The organism is Pseudomonas asturiensis, from assembly GCF_900143095.1.
GTDB classification, from domain to species: Bacteria; Pseudomonadota; Gammaproteobacteria; order Pseudomonadales; family Pseudomonadaceae; genus Aquipseudomonas; species Aquipseudomonas asturiensis.
This window is the reverse complement of record NZ_FRDA01000007.1, coordinates 1-18,240: the sequence shown is the minus strand read 5'-3', so window position 1 is coordinate 18,240 and position 18,240 is coordinate 1. Positions and strand designations below refer to the sequence as shown.

15 protein-coding genes are annotated in these 18,240 nt (G+C 60.5%); 4 read left to right on the top strand and 11 right to left on the bottom strand.

Annotation, left to right across the window (positions count from 1 at the left end; translation table 11 throughout):
* Positions 1-15: 15 nt before the first annotated feature.
* A complete protein-coding gene (locus tag BUB69_RS13975) occupies positions 16-1,107 on the top strand; it encodes a calcium:cation antiporter (protein WP_073168139.1) in 1,092 nt (363 codons plus the stop codon).
* A gap of 113 nt (positions 1,108-1,220) precedes the next feature.
* On the opposite strand, the gene BUB69_RS13970 is transcribed toward BUB69_RS13975, so the two are convergent.
* From BUB69_RS13970 to BUB69_RS13955, 4 genes are all read right to left on the bottom strand, one after another.
* Positions 1,221-3,713, bottom strand: a complete 2,493-nt coding sequence (locus BUB69_RS13970; RefSeq protein ID WP_073167737.1) for a hypothetical protein — start codon at positions 3,711-3,713, stop codon at positions 1,221-1,223.
* A gap of 92 nt (positions 3,714-3,805) precedes the next feature.
* Complete coding sequence (locus tag BUB69_RS13965) at positions 3,806-5,161, bottom strand: 8-oxoguanine deaminase (protein ID WP_073167734.1); 1,356 nt, start codon at positions 5,159-5,161, stop codon at positions 3,806-3,808.
* A 211-nt stretch (positions 5,162-5,372) separates the two neighbouring features.
* Complete coding sequence (locus BUB69_RS13960) at positions 5,373-6,056, bottom strand: SDR family oxidoreductase (RefSeq protein ID WP_024684746.1); 684 nt, start codon at positions 6,054-6,056, stop codon at positions 5,373-5,375.
* Between the two features lie 30 nt (positions 6,057-6,086).
* Positions 6,087-6,437, bottom strand: a complete 351-nt coding sequence (locus BUB69_RS13955) for a MerR family transcriptional regulator (protein WP_024684747.1) — start codon at positions 6,435-6,437, stop codon at positions 6,087-6,089.
* 85 nt (positions 6,438-6,522) lie between these two features.
* On the opposite strand from BUB69_RS13955, the gene BUB69_RS13950 reads away from it, so the two are divergent.
* Positions 6,523-6,945 (top strand): hypothetical protein, encoded by a 423-nt coding sequence (locus BUB69_RS13950; protein WP_073167731.1) that lies wholly within the window; start codon positions 6,523-6,525, stop codon positions 6,943-6,945.
* A gap of 84 nt (positions 6,946-7,029) precedes the next feature.
* Here the strand turns inward: BUB69_RS13950 and BUB69_RS13945 are convergent, their stop codons facing one another.
* The 7 genes from BUB69_RS13945 to BUB69_RS13915 form a co-directional block, all read right to left on the bottom strand.
* Positions 7,030-7,956, bottom strand: a complete 927-nt coding sequence (locus BUB69_RS13945; protein WP_024684749.1) for an ABC transporter permease — start codon at positions 7,954-7,956, stop codon at positions 7,030-7,032.
* The gene (locus BUB69_RS13940) at positions 7,956-9,056 is read right to left on the bottom strand and encodes an ABC transporter permease (RefSeq protein ID WP_073167728.1); all 1,101 of its coding nucleotides are present in this window, start codon (positions 9,054-9,056) and stop codon (positions 7,956-7,958) included. Before BUB69_RS13940 ends, BUB69_RS13945 begins: the two co-directional genes overlap by 1 nt.
* A gap of 11 nt (positions 9,057-9,067) precedes the next feature.
* Positions 9,068-10,621 (bottom strand): ABC transporter ATP-binding protein, encoded by a 1,554-nt coding sequence (locus BUB69_RS13935; protein WP_073167725.1) that lies wholly within the window; start codon positions 10,619-10,621, stop codon positions 9,068-9,070.
* Between the two features lie 522 nt (positions 10,622-11,143).
* Positions 11,144-11,737, bottom strand: a complete 594-nt coding sequence (locus BUB69_RS13930) for an IMPACT family protein (protein ID WP_073167721.1) — start codon at positions 11,735-11,737, stop codon at positions 11,144-11,146.
* Positions 11,738-11,769: 32 nt separating this feature from the next.
* Complete coding sequence (locus BUB69_RS13925) at positions 11,770-12,432, bottom strand: TetR/AcrR family transcriptional regulator (RefSeq protein WP_073167718.1); 663 nt, start codon at positions 12,430-12,432, stop codon at positions 11,770-11,772.
* Between the two features lie 81 nt (positions 12,433-12,513).
* Positions 12,514-13,911 (bottom strand): uracil-xanthine permease family protein, encoded by a 1,398-nt coding sequence (locus BUB69_RS13920; protein ID WP_073167714.1) that lies wholly within the window; start codon positions 13,909-13,911, stop codon positions 12,514-12,516.
* Positions 13,912-14,113: 202 nt separating this feature from the next.
* On the bottom strand, positions 14,114-15,034 hold the full coding sequence (locus BUB69_RS13915; protein WP_073167710.1) for a LysR family transcriptional regulator: 921 nt from the start codon (positions 15,032-15,034) through the stop codon (positions 14,114-14,116).
* 112 nt (positions 15,035-15,146) lie between these two features.
* On the opposite strand from BUB69_RS13915, the gene aptA reads away from it, so the two are divergent.
* Entirely contained in the window at positions 15,147-16,493 is a 1,347-nt protein-coding gene (gene aptA / locus BUB69_RS13910) for an omega-aminotransferase AptA (protein WP_073167705.1), read from the top strand.
* Positions 16,494-16,574: 81 nt separating this feature from the next.
* The gene (locus tag BUB69_RS13905) at positions 16,575-18,068 is read left to right on the top strand and encodes a CoA-acylating methylmalonate-semialdehyde dehydrogenase (RefSeq protein ID WP_073167702.1); all 1,494 of its coding nucleotides are present in this window, start codon (positions 16,575-16,577) and stop codon (positions 18,066-18,068) included.
* Positions 18,069-18,240: the final 172 nt, after the last annotated feature.

Here is an 18,240-nt window from a genome sequence, read left to right as displayed (position 1 = left end):
GGTTTGGGGAACAAAATGGGCGCGCTGCTCAAGCAAGAAAAGTTTTTACTGTTGGCGATCATCGCCACCTTCATCGCCTATCCACTGGAGCACACGCTGCTGGGCAATGGCCAGACGGTCGCCCTGGTGGCCGGTCTGGCGCTGGTCGGCTTCATCGTCTGCGCATCGTTGCGTGTGGCGCATCACGCTGAACTGCTCGCCGAGAAAGTCGGCGATCCTTACGGCACGATGATTCTCACGTTGTCGGCAGTGCTGGTCGAAGTGGTGATCCTGGCGATCATGATGAGCAACGAGCCGTCACCGACGCTGGTACGCGACACCATCTATTCCGCCGTAATGCTCGACATCAACGGCATTCTCGGACTGGCCGCGTTGATGGGCGGCATCAAGCACGGCGAGCAGTCGTACAACGATGACTCGGCGCGCACTTATAGCGTGATGATCATGACCGCCATGGGCGTGTCCATGGTGGTGCCCGAGTTCATTCCCGAGGCGAACTGGAAGCTGTATTCGGCGTTCACCATTGGCGCGATGGTCCTGCTCTATACCGTGTTCCTGCGCATGCAGGTCGGGCCACACAGCTATTTTTTCAGCTACAGCTACCCGGACAAGAAGAAGCGCAAGGATCAGCCTGAAGAAACCGCAGAGCCCATCAACCTGACGCGCTCCATCGCCACGCTGGTGGTGGGGGTTGTGGTGATCGGTGCGCTTGCGGAGGTCATGTCCAAGACCGTCGACCTGGGCCTTGAAGGTACGGGTGCACCGCCGGTGATGACCGCGATTCTGGTCGCGGCGATTTCCGCCTCGCCCGAAATCCTCACCGCATTACGTGCGGCGCTGGCCAACCGCATGCAGTCGGTGGTCAACATCGCCCTGGGTGCATCGCTGTCGACGGTGATCCTGACCGTCCCGGTGATGGAAGCCATGGCACTCTACAGCGGCCAGCCTTTCCAGATGGCCATGACGCCGGTGCAGACCGTGATGATCCTGATCACCCTGCTGGTCAGCGCGATCAATCTGAACGACGGCGAAACCAACGCCATTGAAGGCATGACCCACTTCGTGCTGTTCGCGACGTTCATCATGTTGTCGTGCCTGGGGCTTTGAGGGATCGGGGCTCCTTCGACTGAACACACCGACTCCTTCGCGGACAAGTCCGCTCCTACTGGCCGAAACCGATTTTAACCTGTGGGAGTGAGCTTGCTCACGAAGACTGACTTTCAGACACAACCCGTCGACTGAACACGCAGTGGCGTTTTTTCCAGCGCTCGCCACAAGGGGGCCTCGGCTTCCTGCCCCGGCATCAGCCAGATGCCGTCCTGCTCGACCAACGCCACCGCCGGTAGCTTTAGCAAGCTGGCCAGGCTCGTCGAGCTGACGCGGCCTTTGTCCGTATAAACCTCCGAATCCCAGTCCCGCTCGAACGCTCGCATCTTGAGCTTCCCGTTGTCGAAGCTTTCGAACTGCGGCCGGTTGCCCGGTGAGTAGGGAGAAGTGCGCAACGTGCGTTGTTGCACATCCAGCAGCAACAGCTCCCAGCGGCTTTGCGGATCGACGTGCAAGCGGGTGAGGGCCAGGTAACGCGCGTCGGGTGACCAGATCATGGACGGTGCGAGGTCCTTGATGGCACAACCTGACGCCGTCAACAGATGACCGCCCAGGCGAGCTGTACCGATGCGCATCCAGCTGTCGGCGTACTCGGTCTCGCTGCCGAATAGCCAGGCCGCGTCATGGTTGTCCGGTGCGGGTTGAAGGAAATCTCCATCCGCCGTGGCGGCCTGAGGTGTGTGTACTGTCCGCCATTGCGGCAGCATGTGCAGGGCTTCGCTGCCGATTTTCAGTTCGACTGTCTGGTAGTACGGGCGAGAGCCTTCGCGGTTATCGCAAAACCCTGCCGCTTGCCCGACGGGGGGCGCAGGTTGGTCATAACGCTGCAAGGCCGTGCTTTCGCAGGTATCCGTCAGCCGGCCGGACACTGTGACGACCGAGAGTGTGCCTTCGCGCAGGTCCATCAGGTGAACCACCTCCATAGGAGGGCCTTCGAGGCGACGGCGCTTGAGTACATCGATGACCACCACGTTACCTGCGCTGGCCGGGTATTCGGTGAACGGGATCAGCGCCAGATAACGTTTACAGTCCGAAACCCGGTGATCAAGCAGCCACAGCCCCGGCAGTTCCCACTCCGCAATCTGGCAGTGGTAGCCGCCCTGATCGGTTTTGTTATCCATCTGCCAGGTCAGCCGGGCGCGCTGATCATCCAGCAACAGCCCGGACTCGATACGGCTTGCGCCGCGTTCGCCATTGCCAGTCAGTGGAACGACCAGACGAATACCGGTCAGCTCTCGTTGCCCGCTTCGCAAACGGCCCTGAGCGTCGTGCCCGGTCTGTATTTCCGTGTCGCTGTGAATGCAACGCAGGCTGTAGCCATAGCGGCCACGATCAGGGCACTCAAAAGCCAGATAGCCTTCGATGCGCAGGTGCTGCTCGTCCAGCGCCAGCGGTCGGTTCCAGTTGAGCGAGATTTCCCGGTTGCTGATCACCCAAGGCTCGGGCAGTGCGTGCCAGCCGGTTTTGCTTTCCCAGCACCAGTATTTCGTCTGCTCGTCACTGGCCTGTTGCGCCATGACACACAGCGCCTTGCCGTCCGCACGCCAGATGATCGAGGCGTCCGCGTAGAAAAACAGATCAGTTTCCCGGCCGTCGAGGCTCAATTGATAAGCCGGGTAGCGCAGGGCGTCCAGTGGTTGTTCCAGATCGCGCAGACTGGCGGGCATTCGCAAATGGCCTTCTATGCGATGTCGGTCGTGCGGCCCGTTGCGTTCTATCCGCTCGGCGGCGGCGTCCTGAGGCAATGCCGAGGGCTCGATCCAGATATCCACGATCGACATCATGTCCACGACTCGGGCTGTCTTGAGTAATTCCTGCAGGTTGATTGTGGAGGCCCGGTTGTCTACCAGCGGACTGATGCGCCCGCTCAGATCGGTCTCGCTGAACGCGTCCAGTTCCCAGAACACGTCGTTGTCACAGTGATACACCCGGCGCATCTGACGGTCGAGAATGACCAGGCCCCATTGCTGCCTGGACGGCACGGTGGCGGCGAAGTAGCGACCGTCGCTGGAAAACCGGGCCGAAGAACCGAGCCCTTGCAGCAACACGCCGTCGGGAAACAGATAGTCCACGTAGACCGGCCCGCCCATGGCGATTTCGCCCATGTTGAAGACGCGAATCGGTTCGCCTTCGGGCGTGCGTTCCGGCTCCTGGCCTCCCCAGGCGCTGCTGCTCGTTTCATGGCTGCGCTGACGAGGGGGTGATGGCGTGTTCGCACCTGCCTTTTCGCCGTCGGATGGCTCGGCAATGCCCAGTTTGCGTTCCCATTTCTGAAGCAGGTTCAGGCCGAACACGACGGTGAACAGGGCGATGGGCACATTCCAGTAATTGGGCAGCACGCGGCCCAGACTCAGCCCCAGACCGATCATGGCGCTGGCACCCAAGGGAGTGATCTGGTTGGCTGCGCCTTTCCAGCCAGCCCATACACACAGCCCGCTCAGCGCGGCCAGACTGAGCACGATAAGAAAACCCTGCCAGGGCGGCAACATCGTGACCAGCGCGGCTGGCCCGATTAACAGCAAGAGCTGCCAGGCCAGACCCAGCAGCAGGACCAACAGACTCTTTTCATCTTCGGGAGGGATCGCAGGCTGAGGTGTGGTGGACACGGCGTTTCGCCTGGCAGCTGGAGGAGGCGACACTCTAGCGGATCGACACCGCTGAATGTGTCGATCCGTTCACAGCTTTACGGGCCCGGGATTCAACCCTGAATCAGTTCGCGTGCCGCCTGACGATGGTCGGCGATCAACTGTTGCAGATCCAGCCCCTGGACCTGACCGTCGATCACCCGCCACTGTCCGGCGATCATCACCCGGTCCGCACGGTCTGCGCCGCACAGCAGCAGCGCGGACAGCGGGTCGTGGCTGCCGGAAAAGCGCAATTCGTCGAGTTTGAACAACGCCAGATCGGCCTGCTTACCGACCGCCAGCTCGCCGATGTCGGTACGCCCCAGCAGCTGCGCCGAGCCTTTCGTCGCCCAGCCCAGCACGCGCTGCGGGGTGATTGTTTCCGCGCCGTAGCGCAGCCGTTGCAAGTAGAGCGCCTGACGGGCTTCCAGGATCATGTTTGACGCATCGTTGGAGGCCGAACCGTCAACGCCAAGCCCCAGCGGCGCGCCTGCGGCGGTGAGGTCCAGCGTTGGACAGATGCCAGAGGCCAGACGCATGTTGGAGCTCGGGCAATGACAGATGCCGGTGCCCGCAGCGCCCAGGCGCGCGATCTCGTCGGGGTTGAAATGAATGCCGTGAGCCAGCCAGGTGCGTGGCCCGAGCCAGCCGACACTGTCCAGATAATCCACTGTGCGCAGGCCGAAGCGTTGTAGGCAGAAATCTTCTTCGTCGAGGGTTTCTGCGAGATGGGTGTGCAGGCGCACATCGAGTTTTTCAGCCAGCTCCGCGCTTTCAGCCATGATCTGCGGCGTGACGGAAAACGGCGAGCACGGCGCGAGGGCGATCTGGATCTGCGCACCGTCGCCGCGCTCGTGGTAGGTCTCAATCAGGCGCTGGCTGTCGGCCAGAATCACCTCGCCCTGCTGCACGGTCTGTTGGGGCGGCAGCCCGCCATCCGCTTCGCCCAGGCTCATGGATCCGCGAGTGAGCATGGCGCGCATACCCAGTTCACGAACGCTCTGTACCTGCACGTCGATAGCCTGTTCCAGCCCGTCCGGAAACAGATAGTGGTGGTCGGCGGCGGTCGTGCAGCCAGACAGCAGCAGTTCGGTCAGCGCGACCTTGCTGGCGACGGCCAGCTTCTCAGGCGTCAGTCGTGCCCATACCGGATACAAGGTTTTGAGCCATGGAAACAGCGGCTGATTGACCACCGGTGCCCAGGCGCGGGTCAGGGTTTGATAGAAATGGTGATGCGTGTTGATCAGGCCGGGTAGCAGCACATGCTCGCGGGCATCGAACACCTGCGCGCAGGGCAGGGCAGGTGGCTGACCGGCCGCCAGTACTTGAGTGATGACACCGCCTTCGATCACCAGCCCGCCGCGGGCGTCCAGGTCATTGGCGGTAAAGACGGCGAGGGGATTTTTCAACCAGATACGGATCGCGGACATGGGCCGGCTCCTCTGAAAATGGGTTCAGGGTTAGCCAGCTCAGTGTTGCCCTGTCTGCTGATCCAGGGTTGCCCAAGACAGACAGCGCCTTGGCAAGGTCGGGGATTTTACGGGGGTGGTCAGTTTTTAATCAAGTCGCACTTGGCGGGTGAGGTGCCGAGCGCTCTGAGCGGCAACGCCGCACAGGACGCTCGGCGTTCCTCTCGATGACCTACCAGGCAATCGTCTCGCCCTTGTAGTTGATGAAGTGATGCCCACCCTTGCCCGCATAGGCATTGAGTTGCTCCACGAGCCCGGTGGTGCTGGTCAGCACGTCGATGGCTGCGTTCTCGCCGCCCATGTCGGTTTTGACCCAGCCCGGATGCAACGACAGCACGGTCGGACGTGGCTCTGGCAGTTGGACCACAAAGCTGTTGGTCATCGAGTTAAGTGCGGCCTTGCTGGCTTTATACAGCGTCATGGTTTCGCCTTCAGGGCAGGCAACACTGCCCAGCACCGAACTCATGAACGCCAATACGCCGGTTTCAGGACGAATATGATCGACGAAGCGTTCGGCAAGGCGGATCGGCGCAATCGCATTGGTCAGAAACAGCTGACCCAGTTCGGCTGCCGTGGCCTGGGCCGCACTCTGATGCTTGGGACCCATGATCCCGGCGTTGACGAACAGCACGTCGAACACTTCGCCTTTGAGCTTCTGCACCAGCACTTCCAGCGAAGCAGTATCGTCGAGGTCCATCGCTTCGATTCGCACGCCTTCGATGGCTCTGAGCGCGTCGGCATTGTGCGGATCACGCACCGTTGCGGTGACCTTCCATCCCTGCTCGGTGAGGCGCTGAACCAGGCCGAGACCCAGGCCACGCGAGGCGCCGATGATCAGTGCGGTTTTGGTGGTCATAAAAACTCCTTGGCAGATTGAAAGATGGACTCAAGGGCTCAACGGGCATTGCTGGCCCAGACGCTGATGCAGTTCGCCGCGCAGCGCGGTGAGCGCTGCGATACGGGTATCGATCAGCGCCAGTTTTTCCCGGAGCAGTGCTGCAATTGCAGTATCCGGATCGGGCGCCTTCCACAGTTCGGCAACATTGCTGCCGACTTCGTTCAGACTGAAACCCAGCCGTTGCGCCACTTTGATGAATTGCACCAGTTGCACAGTCTCTACAGGGTAGTGTCGATAACCGTTGGCGCTGCGCTGCGCGACGATCAGTCCGCGCTGTTCATAGAAACGCAGTGTGTCGCGACTGACGGCGGTCGCTTCTGCCAGTTCACCGATACGCATCAATAAAACGTCCCTGAAGTGCTTGACCCTGGAGCCTACTCCAGCCTTTAGCCTGTTGGAATCTTAATCAACAGGAAGCCGTCTCATGTGGACAACCCGGCAATACCGTCACGTGATCAAAGCCAGTGCCTGGTACGACCTGATCATCACGGCGGCCTTCGTCACTCCGTGGAGTTTCGTCGCCCTTCATGGGGTATTGAGGGCGTTGAGTCAGTTCTGGAACCTGCCAGGTGATTTGCCGGATTTCGCGCCCATGCACATGCTGATGGCCAACCTGCTGGGTTCGATTGTCTGCGTGTGGGCAGTGCTGAGGATTCGCCATCCGCAACCGCTATTCGGGCGCTATGACGCGGCGGGTCGCGTGCTGTTCGCAACATGGCAAGCCTATGCCCTGAGTCAGGGAGCCAGCAGCCTGTTAATCGGCATCCTGGCAGCTGAACTGTTCTGGGCGGCGTTGCAGGTGTGGCCGGTGCGACGTGAGGCGCTGTCAGAGCCGCCGTCTTCGTGAGCAAGCGCCCACCGACTCACTGAGTAAAGCAATGCCACGTGGGGGAAGGCTTGCCGGCGATGCGTACGGCACCGCCGTTAATCCTCAATGCCCTGCCCGCCAAGGCTGCCCCAGCGAAACCGGGGCGTACAACCGGGTGCGCAATGCGTCGCGCGACAGCAGTACCAGCACGATGATGGTCGCGACATAAGGCAGCATCGCCAGCAGGTTGGAAGGGATTGCCAGACCAATGCCCTGGGCGACCAGGTGCAGGATGCTGGCCAGACCGAACAGGTAAGCGCCCAGCAGCAGACGCCAGACGCGCCAGCTGGCGAACACTACCAGCGCCAGGGCAATCCAGCCGCGCCCGGCGCTCATGTTTTCGGCCCACATCGGCGTGTAGGCGAGCGACAGATAGGCCCCGGCCAGTCCGGCCATCGCCCCGCCGAACAACACGGCAAGCGTACGCACCCGCAACACGGGCAGGCCCATTGCGCTGGCCGCGTCAGGGTTTTCGCCGACGGCTTGAATGATCAGCCCGATGCGACTTTTCAGCAGCGCCCAGGCCACCAGCGCAAACAGGGCGAAAGACAGGTAGACCAACAGATCCTGCGCGAACAGCATGCGGCCGATCAGCGGAATGTCGCTCAGAAACGGAATCGCAACCGGCTCGAAACCGCTGAGTGGTTTGCCGACCCACGCCGCCCCGACAAAACTCGACAGCCCGACGCCGAAGATGGTCAGCGCCAGACCGGTGGCCACCTGATTGGCGTTGAACACCAGCGCAACCAGCGCGAACAGTGCCGACAGCAGCATGCCGGCCGCCATCGCCAGCAGCACGCCCAGCCACAGGTTGCCGGTGCTCAGGGCAATAATGAAGCCGATTACGGCACCGAACAGCATCATGCCTTCCTGGCCGAGGTTGATCACGCCACTCTTTTCACAAATCAGCTCACCCAGGGCGACCAGCAGCAGCGGCGTACCGCAGCGCACCATGGCGTAGAAAATATTGCTCAGCAGATCGATATCCATCACACGGCTCCCACGGCAGGCGTCATCTGACGCTTGGCCCAGCGCATCTTCAGGCGCGGGCGGTAAAGAATCAGTACGTCGCAGGCCAGCAGGAAGAACAGCATCATTCCCTGAAACAATTGGGTGATGGCGGGCGGCAGGTTCAAGGTCATCTGTGCGCTTTCCCCGCCCAGGTAAAGGAGGGCGATCAACAGACTGGAAAACAGAATGCCGATGGGATTGAGACGGCCCAGGAACGCCACGGTAATCGCCGCGTAGCCGTAGCCCGGCGACACCTGTGGCACCAATTGCCCGATGGGCCCAGTGACTTCCGACACTCCCGCGAGCCCGGCCAGTGCGCCGCTGATCAACAAGGCCAGCCACACCAGACGCTTTTCACGAAAGCCGACAAACCCGGCGGCGCGTTTGTCCAGGCCCAGCACCTTGATCTGGAAACCGACGAAGCTGCGCTGCAGCAAGACCCACACCACGACCAGCGCCAGTAGCGCGAAGTACACGCCGACATGCGCGCGGCCGTCTTCCATCAACAGCGGCAGGCGGCTGGCATCGCCAAAGGTCGCGGACTCCGGGAAGTTCATGCCCGCCGGGTCCTTGAGCGGGCCATGCACGAAGTACAGCAACAGGTTCAGGGCGATGTAATTGAGCATGATGCTGGTAAGGATTTCGTTGGCGTTGAAGTGCGTGCGCAACCAGGCCGTCACCCCGGCCCAGGCTGCACCGGCCAGCGTGCCCGCCAGTAACACCATCACCAGCGCCCAGCGGCTTTCCATCTCGATGATATTGACGGCCACCGCGCTGCCCGCCAGGGCACCGAGCAACAGTTGGCCTTCGGCCCCGATGTTCCAGATGCGCGCCTGATAGGCGACTGCCAGACCCAGCGCACACAGCAGAATCGGCAAGGTCTTGACCATCAGCTCTGACAGCCCGTAAAGGTCGCTGACCGGCGCAATCAGCAACGTGTGCAACGTCACCCAGGGATCAAGCCCCAGAGCGATGAACAGAAGCGACCCGCACACCAGCGTCAGCACGGCGGCCAGCAGCGGCGAGCACCACAACATGGCGCGCGATTGCTGGCCGCGCGGTTCCAGAGAAAGCAGCATGTTTTGCTCCGTTAACCCGGCGTATGGGCCTGAGTGTGAGAATGATCGAACTGTCCCGCCATCCAGCCGCCGATCTGCACGGTGCTGGTCTGTCCGGTCGGGATCAGGTCAGAAAGGTGTCCGCCGCTCAGGGCTGCGAGGCGATCGCTGATCTGGAACAGCTCGTCCAGGTCTTCGGAAATCACCAGAATGGCCGCGCCCGCATCGCGCAATGCGATCAGCGCACGATGAATGGCCGCTGCTGCGCCCACGTCCACGCCCCAGGTCGGGTGCGCGGCGACCAGCAGTTTCGGGTTCTGCATGATCTCGCGGCCCAGAATGAATTTCTGCAGGTTGCCGCCCGACAGGCTGCGCGCAGCGGTCTGGGCGTCCGGTGTCTTCACCGCAAAGCGACGGATGATCTCATCGGCCAGTGCCCGAACCTTACCGCGCTGAATCAGACCATGACTGACCAGACCTTGTTGAAAGGCGGTGAGCAGCGCGTTGTCCGCCAGGCTCAGGTCCGGCACGGCACCGTGACCCAACCGCTCGGCCGGGACAAAGGCCAGACCGCGCTTGCGCCTGGCATCAGGCCGCAGATGACCGACCGGTGTGTCGGCGAAGCGCAGCGTGGTCGCTTGTGCGCTGGGCAGTACCTGTTCACCGCTGAGCAGGGCCAGTAATTCGTCCTGCCCATTGCCTGCCACGCCCGCGATGCCGACAATTTCGCCGCTGCGCACTTCCAGACTGACGTCCTTCAGGGAGCAGCCAAACGGATCGGGGTTGTGCCAGGACAAGCGCTCAACCCGCAGAAACGGCGCGGCTCCGCTGACTTTTTCATACTGCGCGGTCAGCCCTTCGGCATCACCGACCATCAGCCGCGCCAGTTCCAGATCCGAGCACTCTGCCGGGATGCAATGCCCGGAAACCTTGCCGTTTCGTAACACGGTTGCGCTGTGGCACAGGGCGCGAACTTCGCCCAGCTTATGGCTGATGAACAGAATGCTGCAGCCTTCGGCGGCCAGATGCCTCAAGGTGACGAACAGCTCCTCGGCTTCCAGTGGGGTGAGCACCGAGGTAGGTTCGTCGAGAATCAGCAGGCGAATGTCCTGCATCAGGCAGCGAATGATCTCTACTTTCTGGCGCTCGCCAATCGACAGGCTATGCACCAGCCGCTGTGGCTCCAGCGCCATGCCGTAGCGCTGCGAAACCTCGCGGATGCGCGGCTCCAGTTGGCCGGGTGTGCCTGCGGCTGCGCCCATGGCCAGCGCAATGTTCTGCGCCACGCTCAAGGTTTCGAACAGCGAGAAATGCTGAAACACCATGCCGATACCCAGGCTTCTGGCTTGCGCCGGATTGCGCATGATCTGCGTCTGGCCTTGCCAGACGATGGAGCCTGAATCCGGTTGTGTCACGCCGTAGATGATCTTCATCAGCGTGCTCTTGCCCGCGCCGTTTTCCCCCAGCAAGGCATGGATTTCTCCGGGCTGGATGGTCAGATCGACGGCGTCGTTGGCCAGACAGCCGGGATACTGTTTGGTGATGTGGCGCAACTGGAGACGCGCAGGTGTCGCGTGGTTTGGCATGTCGGGCTCTGATGCAGGAGTGGGTCGCTCGTGGGTAAAGCAAAATCCTGGCCAGGGAGTCAGCTTTTGTTGCGCGGCCCTGAATAGGGCCTGCCAGGACTGCAGAAGCAAGGCTGCAATTGCCGAGTGAGCGCGTTCAGCACCAGATCAGGGCAGGCGCGAGGCAGCAGGGAGCCAATATGGCTCATTGATGTGAGCAAAAAACATACAGCTTCATGCGAGAGCGGTGCGCTCGGCGACTGCGCGACCCTTGCACCTGTTATCCACAGGTTGGTCCACAGTTACTGTGCGAAAGTCCGCGACCCCTGAATAACGCCGTATTGCTTAGTAGCCGATGGTGCTAAGCCACTTTAAATGGCTGTTTTATCGATGTTTTTACAGGTTGCTGTGTGATCTGTACAAAAAACGATCAATTGCCTGCGACGCTTGCCCGGCAAGGCTTGCAGCGGGGTATGCTCAGCTTATCCACAGTCGGATGCACAGTAGGTGTGGGCAAGTACGCATAGGCGCATGACGCCTTCATTACAGCGTCGACGCTGCATGCAGAATGATTCTGCCCCGACTCAGGTCCGCCAGTTGGCGCTGGAAGGTCTCGACGTGCTCCGGGCCGATGGCAATCGACATTTCCACGCCATTGGCGGTAAAGTTTTCGGCTTCCACCTGCCCGTTCGATTCCGTCAGGCGGATCTTGACCAGTGCCAGTTCGCTGAAGCTGCATTCAAGGTTGAAGGACAGCCGGTTAACCAGTTCCACACGCGCCGCCTGTTGCAGGCATTTGTTGGCGCCGCCACCGTACGCGCGGGCCAGGCCGCCGGTTCCCAGTTGGATGCCGCCGTACCAGCGAATCACCAGCACCACCACCTGATCAAACCCCTGCGCCTCAATGGCGGCCAGGATCGGCCGGCCAGCGGTGCCTCCAGGTTCTCCGTCATCGTTACTGCGGTATTGATCGCTCAGTTTCCAGGCCCAGCAGTTGTGGGTCGCATCCAGATAACTGTTGTGCTCGATAAACGCCAGCGCGTCAGCAGGGCTGGCAATCGGGGCAGCGAGGGTGATGAAACGGCTTTTGCGAATCTCTTCACGAAACTCGCAAGGGCCAAGAAGGGTAAAAGGCATGCGTCTGTCCAGCTGGCAACAAGGTGCGGATTCTACAAGGCTGGCGGCATGAGCCCACAACCTTTGAGGATGATCCTGATCAGGTTTTCGCTGGCGTCGTCCATGTCCTGCTTGGTCAGACGGGTGCGTCCGGTGACGCGACAGATCTGCGTGGCGAAGTCGGCGTAGTGCTGGGTGCTGCCCCACAGCAGGAATATCAGGTGCACCGGATCGACTGCGTCCATCTTGCCGGCGTCGATCCAGGCCTGGAAAACCGCTGCCCGTCCCTGGAACCATAGGCGGTAGTCCTGACTGAAGTACTCGCTCATGCACTCGCCGCCGCTGATGATTTCCATGGCGAAAATGCGCGATGCCTGAGGCTGGCGACGCGAAAACTCCATCTTGGCGCGGATGTATCCGGTGAGCGCCTGTGCGGGATCGTCTTCCACACTCAAGGTATTGAAGGTGCTGTCCCACAGCTCGATGATGTTGCTCAACACCGCAACATAAAGCCCCAGTTTGTTGGTGAAGTAGTAGTGCAGGTTGGCCTTGGGCAACCCGGCCTTCAGTGCAATGGTGTTCATGCTGGTGCCCTTGAAGCCGTGACGTGCAAATTCGTCTTCAGCGGCCTTGATGATTGCCTCTTCGTTCTTCTGGCGAATGCGGCTTGCAGGCTTTGCGACGTGGACGCTGTGAGCATGGACTTCAAGGGTCATGGGGCGATTCCGGGCAGGTCAGGGGGCGCAACGAACGACAGATAACCCACCTGCGACCAACTCGCAAGCGGGCACAGGAAATTATCGTTGATGCTCAAAGGGTTCAGGGTGCTGGACGGTGTCTGGCTCAGACGCGACGACTTTACTTTCGGGTATCAACAGGCACATCACAATCGCGGTCAGGCCACCGCTGGTGATGGCCGAATCGAACAGGTTCTGCACCAGTTTTGGCATGTGGTGCAGCAGTGCCGGTTGGGAGGCAATGCCCAGACCTACGCCGAACGAGGTGGCGATGATCAGCATGCTGCGCCGATCCAGCGGCGACTGAGCGAGGATCCGTACGCCTGCCGCCGCGACACTGCCAAACATCACCAGCGTCGCGCCGCCCAGCACCGGTTTGGGAATCTGCTGAACGATGGCACCGATGTGCGGAAACAGCCCCAGTACGAACAGCACAGCACCGATGTACAGACCCACGTAACGACTGGCCACGCCTGTCAACTGGATCACGCCATTGTTCTGGGCGAAGGTGGTATTCGGGAATGCGCTGAAGGTAGCGGCCAGCATGCAGCTCACCCCATCGCCCAGCACGCCGCCTTTGAGCCTGGCCACATAGCTGGGCCCGCTGATGGGTTGTCGGGCCAGCATGCAGTTGGCGGTCAGGTCGCCGACGGTTTCGATGCTGCTGATCAGATAAATCAGCGCAACCGGCAGGAAGGCGCTCCAGTCAAAACTGAAACCGAAGCGAAACGGCATTGGAACGCTGATCAGCGGCAGGTCATGAATAGGCTGCGGTACGAGCTTGCCGCTGAACCAGGCCGCCATACTGCCAACCGCCAGGCCGATGATGATGCCCGACAGCCGAACCCACGGTGTGTTGGAGCGATTCAGTGCAATGATCACCACCAGCACGAACACGCCCAGCGCCAGGTTAAGGGGCGAGCCGAAGTCAGGTGCATTGAAACCGCCGCCCAGATCGGTCACGCCGACCTTGATGAGGCTCACACCGATCAGCGTGATCACGATCCCGGTCACCAGCGGCGTGATCACGCGGCGCAGTTGCCCGATGCAGCGACTGAGCACGATCTGCACCAGCGCGCCGAAAAAGCACACGCCAAAGATCATCGCCATGATGTCTTCCGGGCTGCCGCCACGCTGCTTGACCAGAAAGCCCGCCGACAGCACCGCGCCGAGAAACGCGAAGCTGGTGCCCTGCAGACAGATCATCCCGGCGCCGATGCCGAACGGGCGGCGCGCCTGAATGAACGTACCGACGCCTGAGACCATCAGCGCCATGCTGATCAGGTAGGGCAGATAATCGCCAAGCCCCAGTGTCGAGCCAATAATCAGGGGCGGAGTGATGATGCCTACGAAGCTGGCCAGTACATGTTGCAGTGCTGCCAGTATGGCCGTCAGTGGTTTTGGCCGGTCATCGAGGCCATAGATCAGGTCGTTATTGTCGGACGGGTCAGGCTGCATGGCAGGCTCTCGCGGTTACGCGCTCTCTGGATGGAATGCGCCATGGGCTGGCGTTTGGTTATCCAGACGCTCTGCAAAAAGCTGTCCACTTGCTCAGGTTATGCCGCATGAGCGTTGATATACCCTGCGGGATCAATGATATCTGCTGGTTTCAGGCCTCGCGGCGCTGCGTCATCTGTCGACGCCGCGCCAACGAAATGGGTCATCGGGTAGCAGCCAGCCTTTCCAGAAAACTTTCCAGCACCAAATGAGGGCGTCGTCCTTTACGCGTCACGGTCACCAGGCTCAGGTCATAAAATCTTGAATCGGGCTTGAGGGCGCGCAGTCTGCCTTCCTTTACCCAAGCGCTGGCGTAATGGTCTGGCAGATAGCCAATGTAACGTCCGGTCAATATGAGAAACGCCATGCCTTCGCGGTCCGACGCGCTGGCGGTGCACCTGAGAGCCTGATAGTGGGCCTGAAGCTCGGTCGGCAGCCGAAAGGTCGGCGCAATGGCTTCCTGCGTTGCAAGGCGCTCGCTGTCCAGCGCGGCATCTTCTGCATAGAACAGTGGATGGCCGACGGCGCAATAAAGCAGCGAGCGCTCGCTGTACAACGGTTGGTAGTCCAGCCCCGGCAGTGCGCTGACCTGGGGGACGACGCCGACATGCAGCCCACCTTCAAGCACGCCTTGCTCCACTTCGGCCGGTGCGATCATGCGGATGTTGATGTGCACATCCGGCCCTAGCTCCTTGAGCTGCGACAGCGCATGGGTGATGCGCATGTGGGGCATGGTGACCAGGTTGTCGGTCAGGCCGATATTCAGCTCGCCCCGCAAGTGTTGATGCAGGCCGTTGACCTCGGTTCGAAAGCTTTCCAGTGCGCTCAGCAATTGCAGCGCCGACTGATAGACCTCTTTGCCTTCATCAGTGACCGAGAAACCTGCCCGGCCACGCTGGCAGAGACGCAGGCCCAGACGTTGCTCAAGGTCGCTCATCTGCTGACTGATTGCCGATCGGCCGATTCCGAGCGCGCTTTCGGCCGCCGAGAAGCCGCCAGCCTCGACTACGCTCTTGAACAGGCGCAGCAGGCGGATATCGAAGTCACTGACTTGCGCAAGGGGATCGGTGCGGCGGGTGCTCATTGTTTAGTCTCTATCAAACTAAAGATCGTAAAAGTCAGATTTTCCGGACCTGGGCTCCATGGCACCTTAACTGAAATAACTGCTTGCTCAAGCACACACGAGGTTCGTTCCAATGAATATGCTCGAGTCGTCCGATCTTTCTGTCTCCAGTCAGCTGAAGCTTGATGCCCACTGGATGCCTTACACGGCCAATCGCAACTTCCAGCGCGACCCGCGCATGATCGTTGCGGCGCAGGGCAGTTACCTGACAGACGACAAGGGCCGCAAGATCTATGACGCGCTTTCGGGTCTGTGGACCTGCGGTGCCGGGCATACCCGCAAGGAAATCCAGGAAGCCGTCTACAAGCAACTGGGTGTGCTGGATTATTCACCCGGTTTTCAGTTCGGCCATCCATTGTCGTTTCAACTGGCAGAGAAAATCACCGATCTGACACCGGGCAATCTCAATCACGTGTTCTATACCAACTCCGGGTCCGAATGTGCAGACACGGCGGTGAAGATGGTGCGCGCCTACTGGCGTCTGAAGGGCCAGGCGACCAAGACCAAGATGATCGGTCGAGCGCGCGGTTACCACGGTGTGAACGTGGCGGGCACCAGCCTTGGCGGCGTGAACGGTAACCGCAAGATGTTCGGTCAATTGATGGACGTCGATCATCTGCCGCACACGCTGCTGGCCAGCAACGCGTATTCGAAGGGCATGCCGGAAGCGGGCGGTATCGCACTCGCTGACGAGATGCTCAAGCTGATCGAGCTGCACGATGCGTCGAACATCGCTGCGGTGATCGTCGAGCCCATGGCCGGTTCGGCGGGTGTGATTGTGCCGCCGCAGGGTTACCTCAAGCGTTTGCGTAAAATTTGCGATCAGCACAACATCCTGTTGATCTTCGACGAGGTCATCACCGGCTTCGGTCGCACCGGTTCCATGTTCGGTTCGGACAGCTTCGGCGTGACCCCTGATTTGATGTGCATCGCCAAGCAGATCACCAATGGTGCGATCCCGATGGGCGCGGTGATTGCGAGCAGCGAGATTTATCAAACGTTCATGAACCAGCCGACGCCGGAATACGCCGTCGAATTCCCTCATGGCTACACGTATTCGGCACACCCGGTCGCCTGTGCCGCAGGCCTGGCTGCGCTGGAACTGTTGCAGCGCGAGAACCTGGTGCAGCAGGCCGCAGAAATCGCCCCTCATTTCGAGCGTGCCTTGCACGGTATCAAAGGCACCAGGAACGTCGTGGACATCCGCAACTACGGCCTGGCGGGAGCGATTCAGATCGCACCGCGTGATGGCGATATGATCGTGCGGCCGTTCGAGGCCGGTATGAAATTGTGGAAAGCCGGCTTCTATGTACGGTTTGGCGGCGACACGCTGCAGTTCGGACCGACCTTCAACAGCAAGGCGCAGGACCTGGACCGCTTGTTTGACGCTGTCGGTGAAGCGCTGAACCAGGTCGATTGATCGCCTCCGCTCACATCCTTCTTATATAAGCGGCAGGCGCCTTGAGATTCGCGCCTGCCGGGAACCCTTTTGGAGTTTTTCATGAGCAGCATTCAACACCTGATTCACGGGGAGTTCGTTTCCGGCGAAGGGCGCACGGCCGATGTGTTCAACCCGTCGACCGGGCAAGCCGTTCACAAGGTTGCGCTGGCCAGTCGCGAAACCGTTCAGCAGGCTATCGACTCTGCAAAATCAGCCTTTCCGGCCTGGCGTAATACACCGCCTGCGAAGCGGGCTCAGGTGATGTTTCGTTTCAAGCAATTGCTGGAACAGAACGAGGGGCGCATCGCTCAATTGATCAGCGAAGAACATGGCAAGACGCTGGAAGATGCTGCGGGTGAACTGAAGCGCGGTATCGAGAACGTCGAATACGCCTGCGCTGCGCCCGAAGTGCTCAAGGGTGAATACAGCCGTAACGTCGGTCCTAACATTGATGCCTGGTCAGACTTCCAGCCGCTGGGCATCGTGGCGGGCATCACCCCGTTCAACTTTCCGGCGATGGTGCCGCTGTGGATGTATCCGCTGGCGATCGTCTGTGGCAACTGCTTCATTCTCAAACCTTCCGAGCGTGATCCCAGCTCCACTTTGCTGATTGCCGAGTTGCTGCATGAGGCAGGTTTGCCCAAAGGCGTGCTCAATGTGGTTCACGGCGACAAGGTGGCGGTGGATGCGCTGATCGAAGCGCCGGAAGTCAAAGCGTTGAGTTTTGTCGGTTCGACACCTATCGCCGAGTACATCTATAAAGAAGGCGCTGCACGCGGCAAGCGCGTTCAGGCACTGGGCGGCGCGAAGAATCATGCAGTGCTGATGCCGGACGCAGACCTGGATAACGCGGTGAGTGCCTTGATGGGCGCAGCCTACGGTTCGTGCGGCGAACGTTGCATGGCGATCTCCGTTGCGGTCTGCGTGGGTGATCAGATCGCCGATGCACTCGTGGCGAAACTGGTGCCGCAGATCCAGAGCCTGAAAATCGGTGCAGGTACGACCTGTGGTCTGGACATGGGACCGCTGGTGACGGGGCAGCATCGCGACAAGGTCAGCGGCTATATAGAAGACGGCGTGCAGTCAGGTGCGACACTGGTTGTGGATGGGCGCGGTCTTCAGGTCGCCGGTCATGAACATGGCTTCTTCATGGGCGGATGCCTGTTTGATCGCGTGACCCCGCAGATGCGTATCTATAAAGAAGAGATCTTCGGACCCGTGCTGTGCATCGTACGTGTGGACAGCCTGGAGGCGGCCATGCAACTGATCAACGATCACGAGTACGGCAACGGCACATGCATCTTCACGCGAGATGGCGAAGCGGCGCGCCTGTTCTGTGACGAAATTGAAGTGGGCATGGTCGGCGTCAACGTGCCTTTGCCGGTGCCGGTTGCTTATCACAGCTTTGGTGGGTGGAAGCGTTCGCTGTTCGGCGACCTGCATGCGTATGGCCCGGATGGCGTGCGCTTCTATACGCGCCGCAAGGCAATCACGCAGCGTTGGCCGCAGCGTGCGAGTCATGAAGCGTCGCAGTTTGCGTTTCCCAGTCTGTAAGACAGGCGTGTGGAGTGGGGCTGCTGGATAGATATATCCCGTATTCATTAGGGATCATTGGAGAGATGACAGTTTTTTGAAATTAGCTGTTGACGCGCTCTGTGATGTGTCTATAATTCGCCCCACTTCCGGCGCAGACGGAAACGAAAAAGCCTTGAGATTCAATGAGTTA

Excerpts from the sequence above, each read along its gene's own strand:
- BUB69_RS13975 (WP_073168139.1), top strand. The coding sequence starts at position 16 with ATGGGCGCGCTGCTCAAGCAAGAAAAGTTTTTACTGTTGGCGATCATC.
- BUB69_RS13965 (WP_073167734.1), bottom strand. The coding sequence starts at position 5,161 with ATGTCCGCGATCCGTATCTGGTTGAAAAATCCCCTCGCCGTCTTTACC.
- BUB69_RS13960 (WP_024684746.1), bottom strand. The coding sequence starts at position 6,056 with ATGACCACCAAAACCGCACTGATCATCGGCGCCTCGCGTGGCCTGGGT.
- BUB69_RS13955 (WP_024684747.1), bottom strand. The coding sequence starts at position 6,437 with ATGCGTATCGGTGAACTGGCAGAAGCGACCGCCGTCAGTCGCGACACA.
- BUB69_RS13950 (WP_073167731.1), top strand. The coding sequence starts at position 6,523 with ATGTGGACAACCCGGCAATACCGTCACGTGATCAAAGCCAGTGCCTGG.
- BUB69_RS13945 (WP_024684749.1), bottom strand. The coding sequence starts at position 7,956 with ATGGATATCGATCTGCTGAGCAATATTTTCTACGCCATGGTGCGCTGC.
- BUB69_RS13940 (WP_073167728.1), bottom strand. The coding sequence starts at position 9,056 with ATGCTGCTTTCTCTGGAACCGCGCGGCCAGCAATCGCGCGCCATGTTG.
- BUB69_RS13935 (WP_073167725.1), bottom strand. The coding sequence starts at position 10,621 with ATGCCAAACCACGCGACACCTGCGCGTCTCCAGTTGCGCCACATCACC.
- BUB69_RS13930 (WP_073167721.1), bottom strand. The coding sequence starts at position 11,737 with ATGCCTTTTACCCTTCTTGGCCCTTGCGAGTTTCGTGAAGAGATTCGC.
- BUB69_RS13925 (WP_073167718.1), bottom strand. The coding sequence starts at position 12,432 with ATGACCCTTGAAGTCCATGCTCACAGCGTCCACGTCGCAAAGCCTGCA.
- BUB69_RS13920 (WP_073167714.1), bottom strand. The coding sequence starts at position 13,911 with ATGCAGCCTGACCCGTCCGACAATAACGACCTGATCTATGGCCTCGAT.
- BUB69_RS13915 (WP_073167710.1), bottom strand. The coding sequence starts at position 15,034 with ATGAGCACCCGCCGCACCGATCCCCTTGCGCAAGTCAGTGACTTCGAT.
- aptA (WP_073167705.1), top strand. The coding sequence starts at position 15,147 with ATGAATATGCTCGAGTCGTCCGATCTTTCTGTCTCCAGTCAGCTGAAG.
- BUB69_RS13905 (WP_073167702.1), top strand. The coding sequence starts at position 16,575 with ATGAGCAGCATTCAACACCTGATTCACGGGGAGTTCGTTTCCGGCGAA.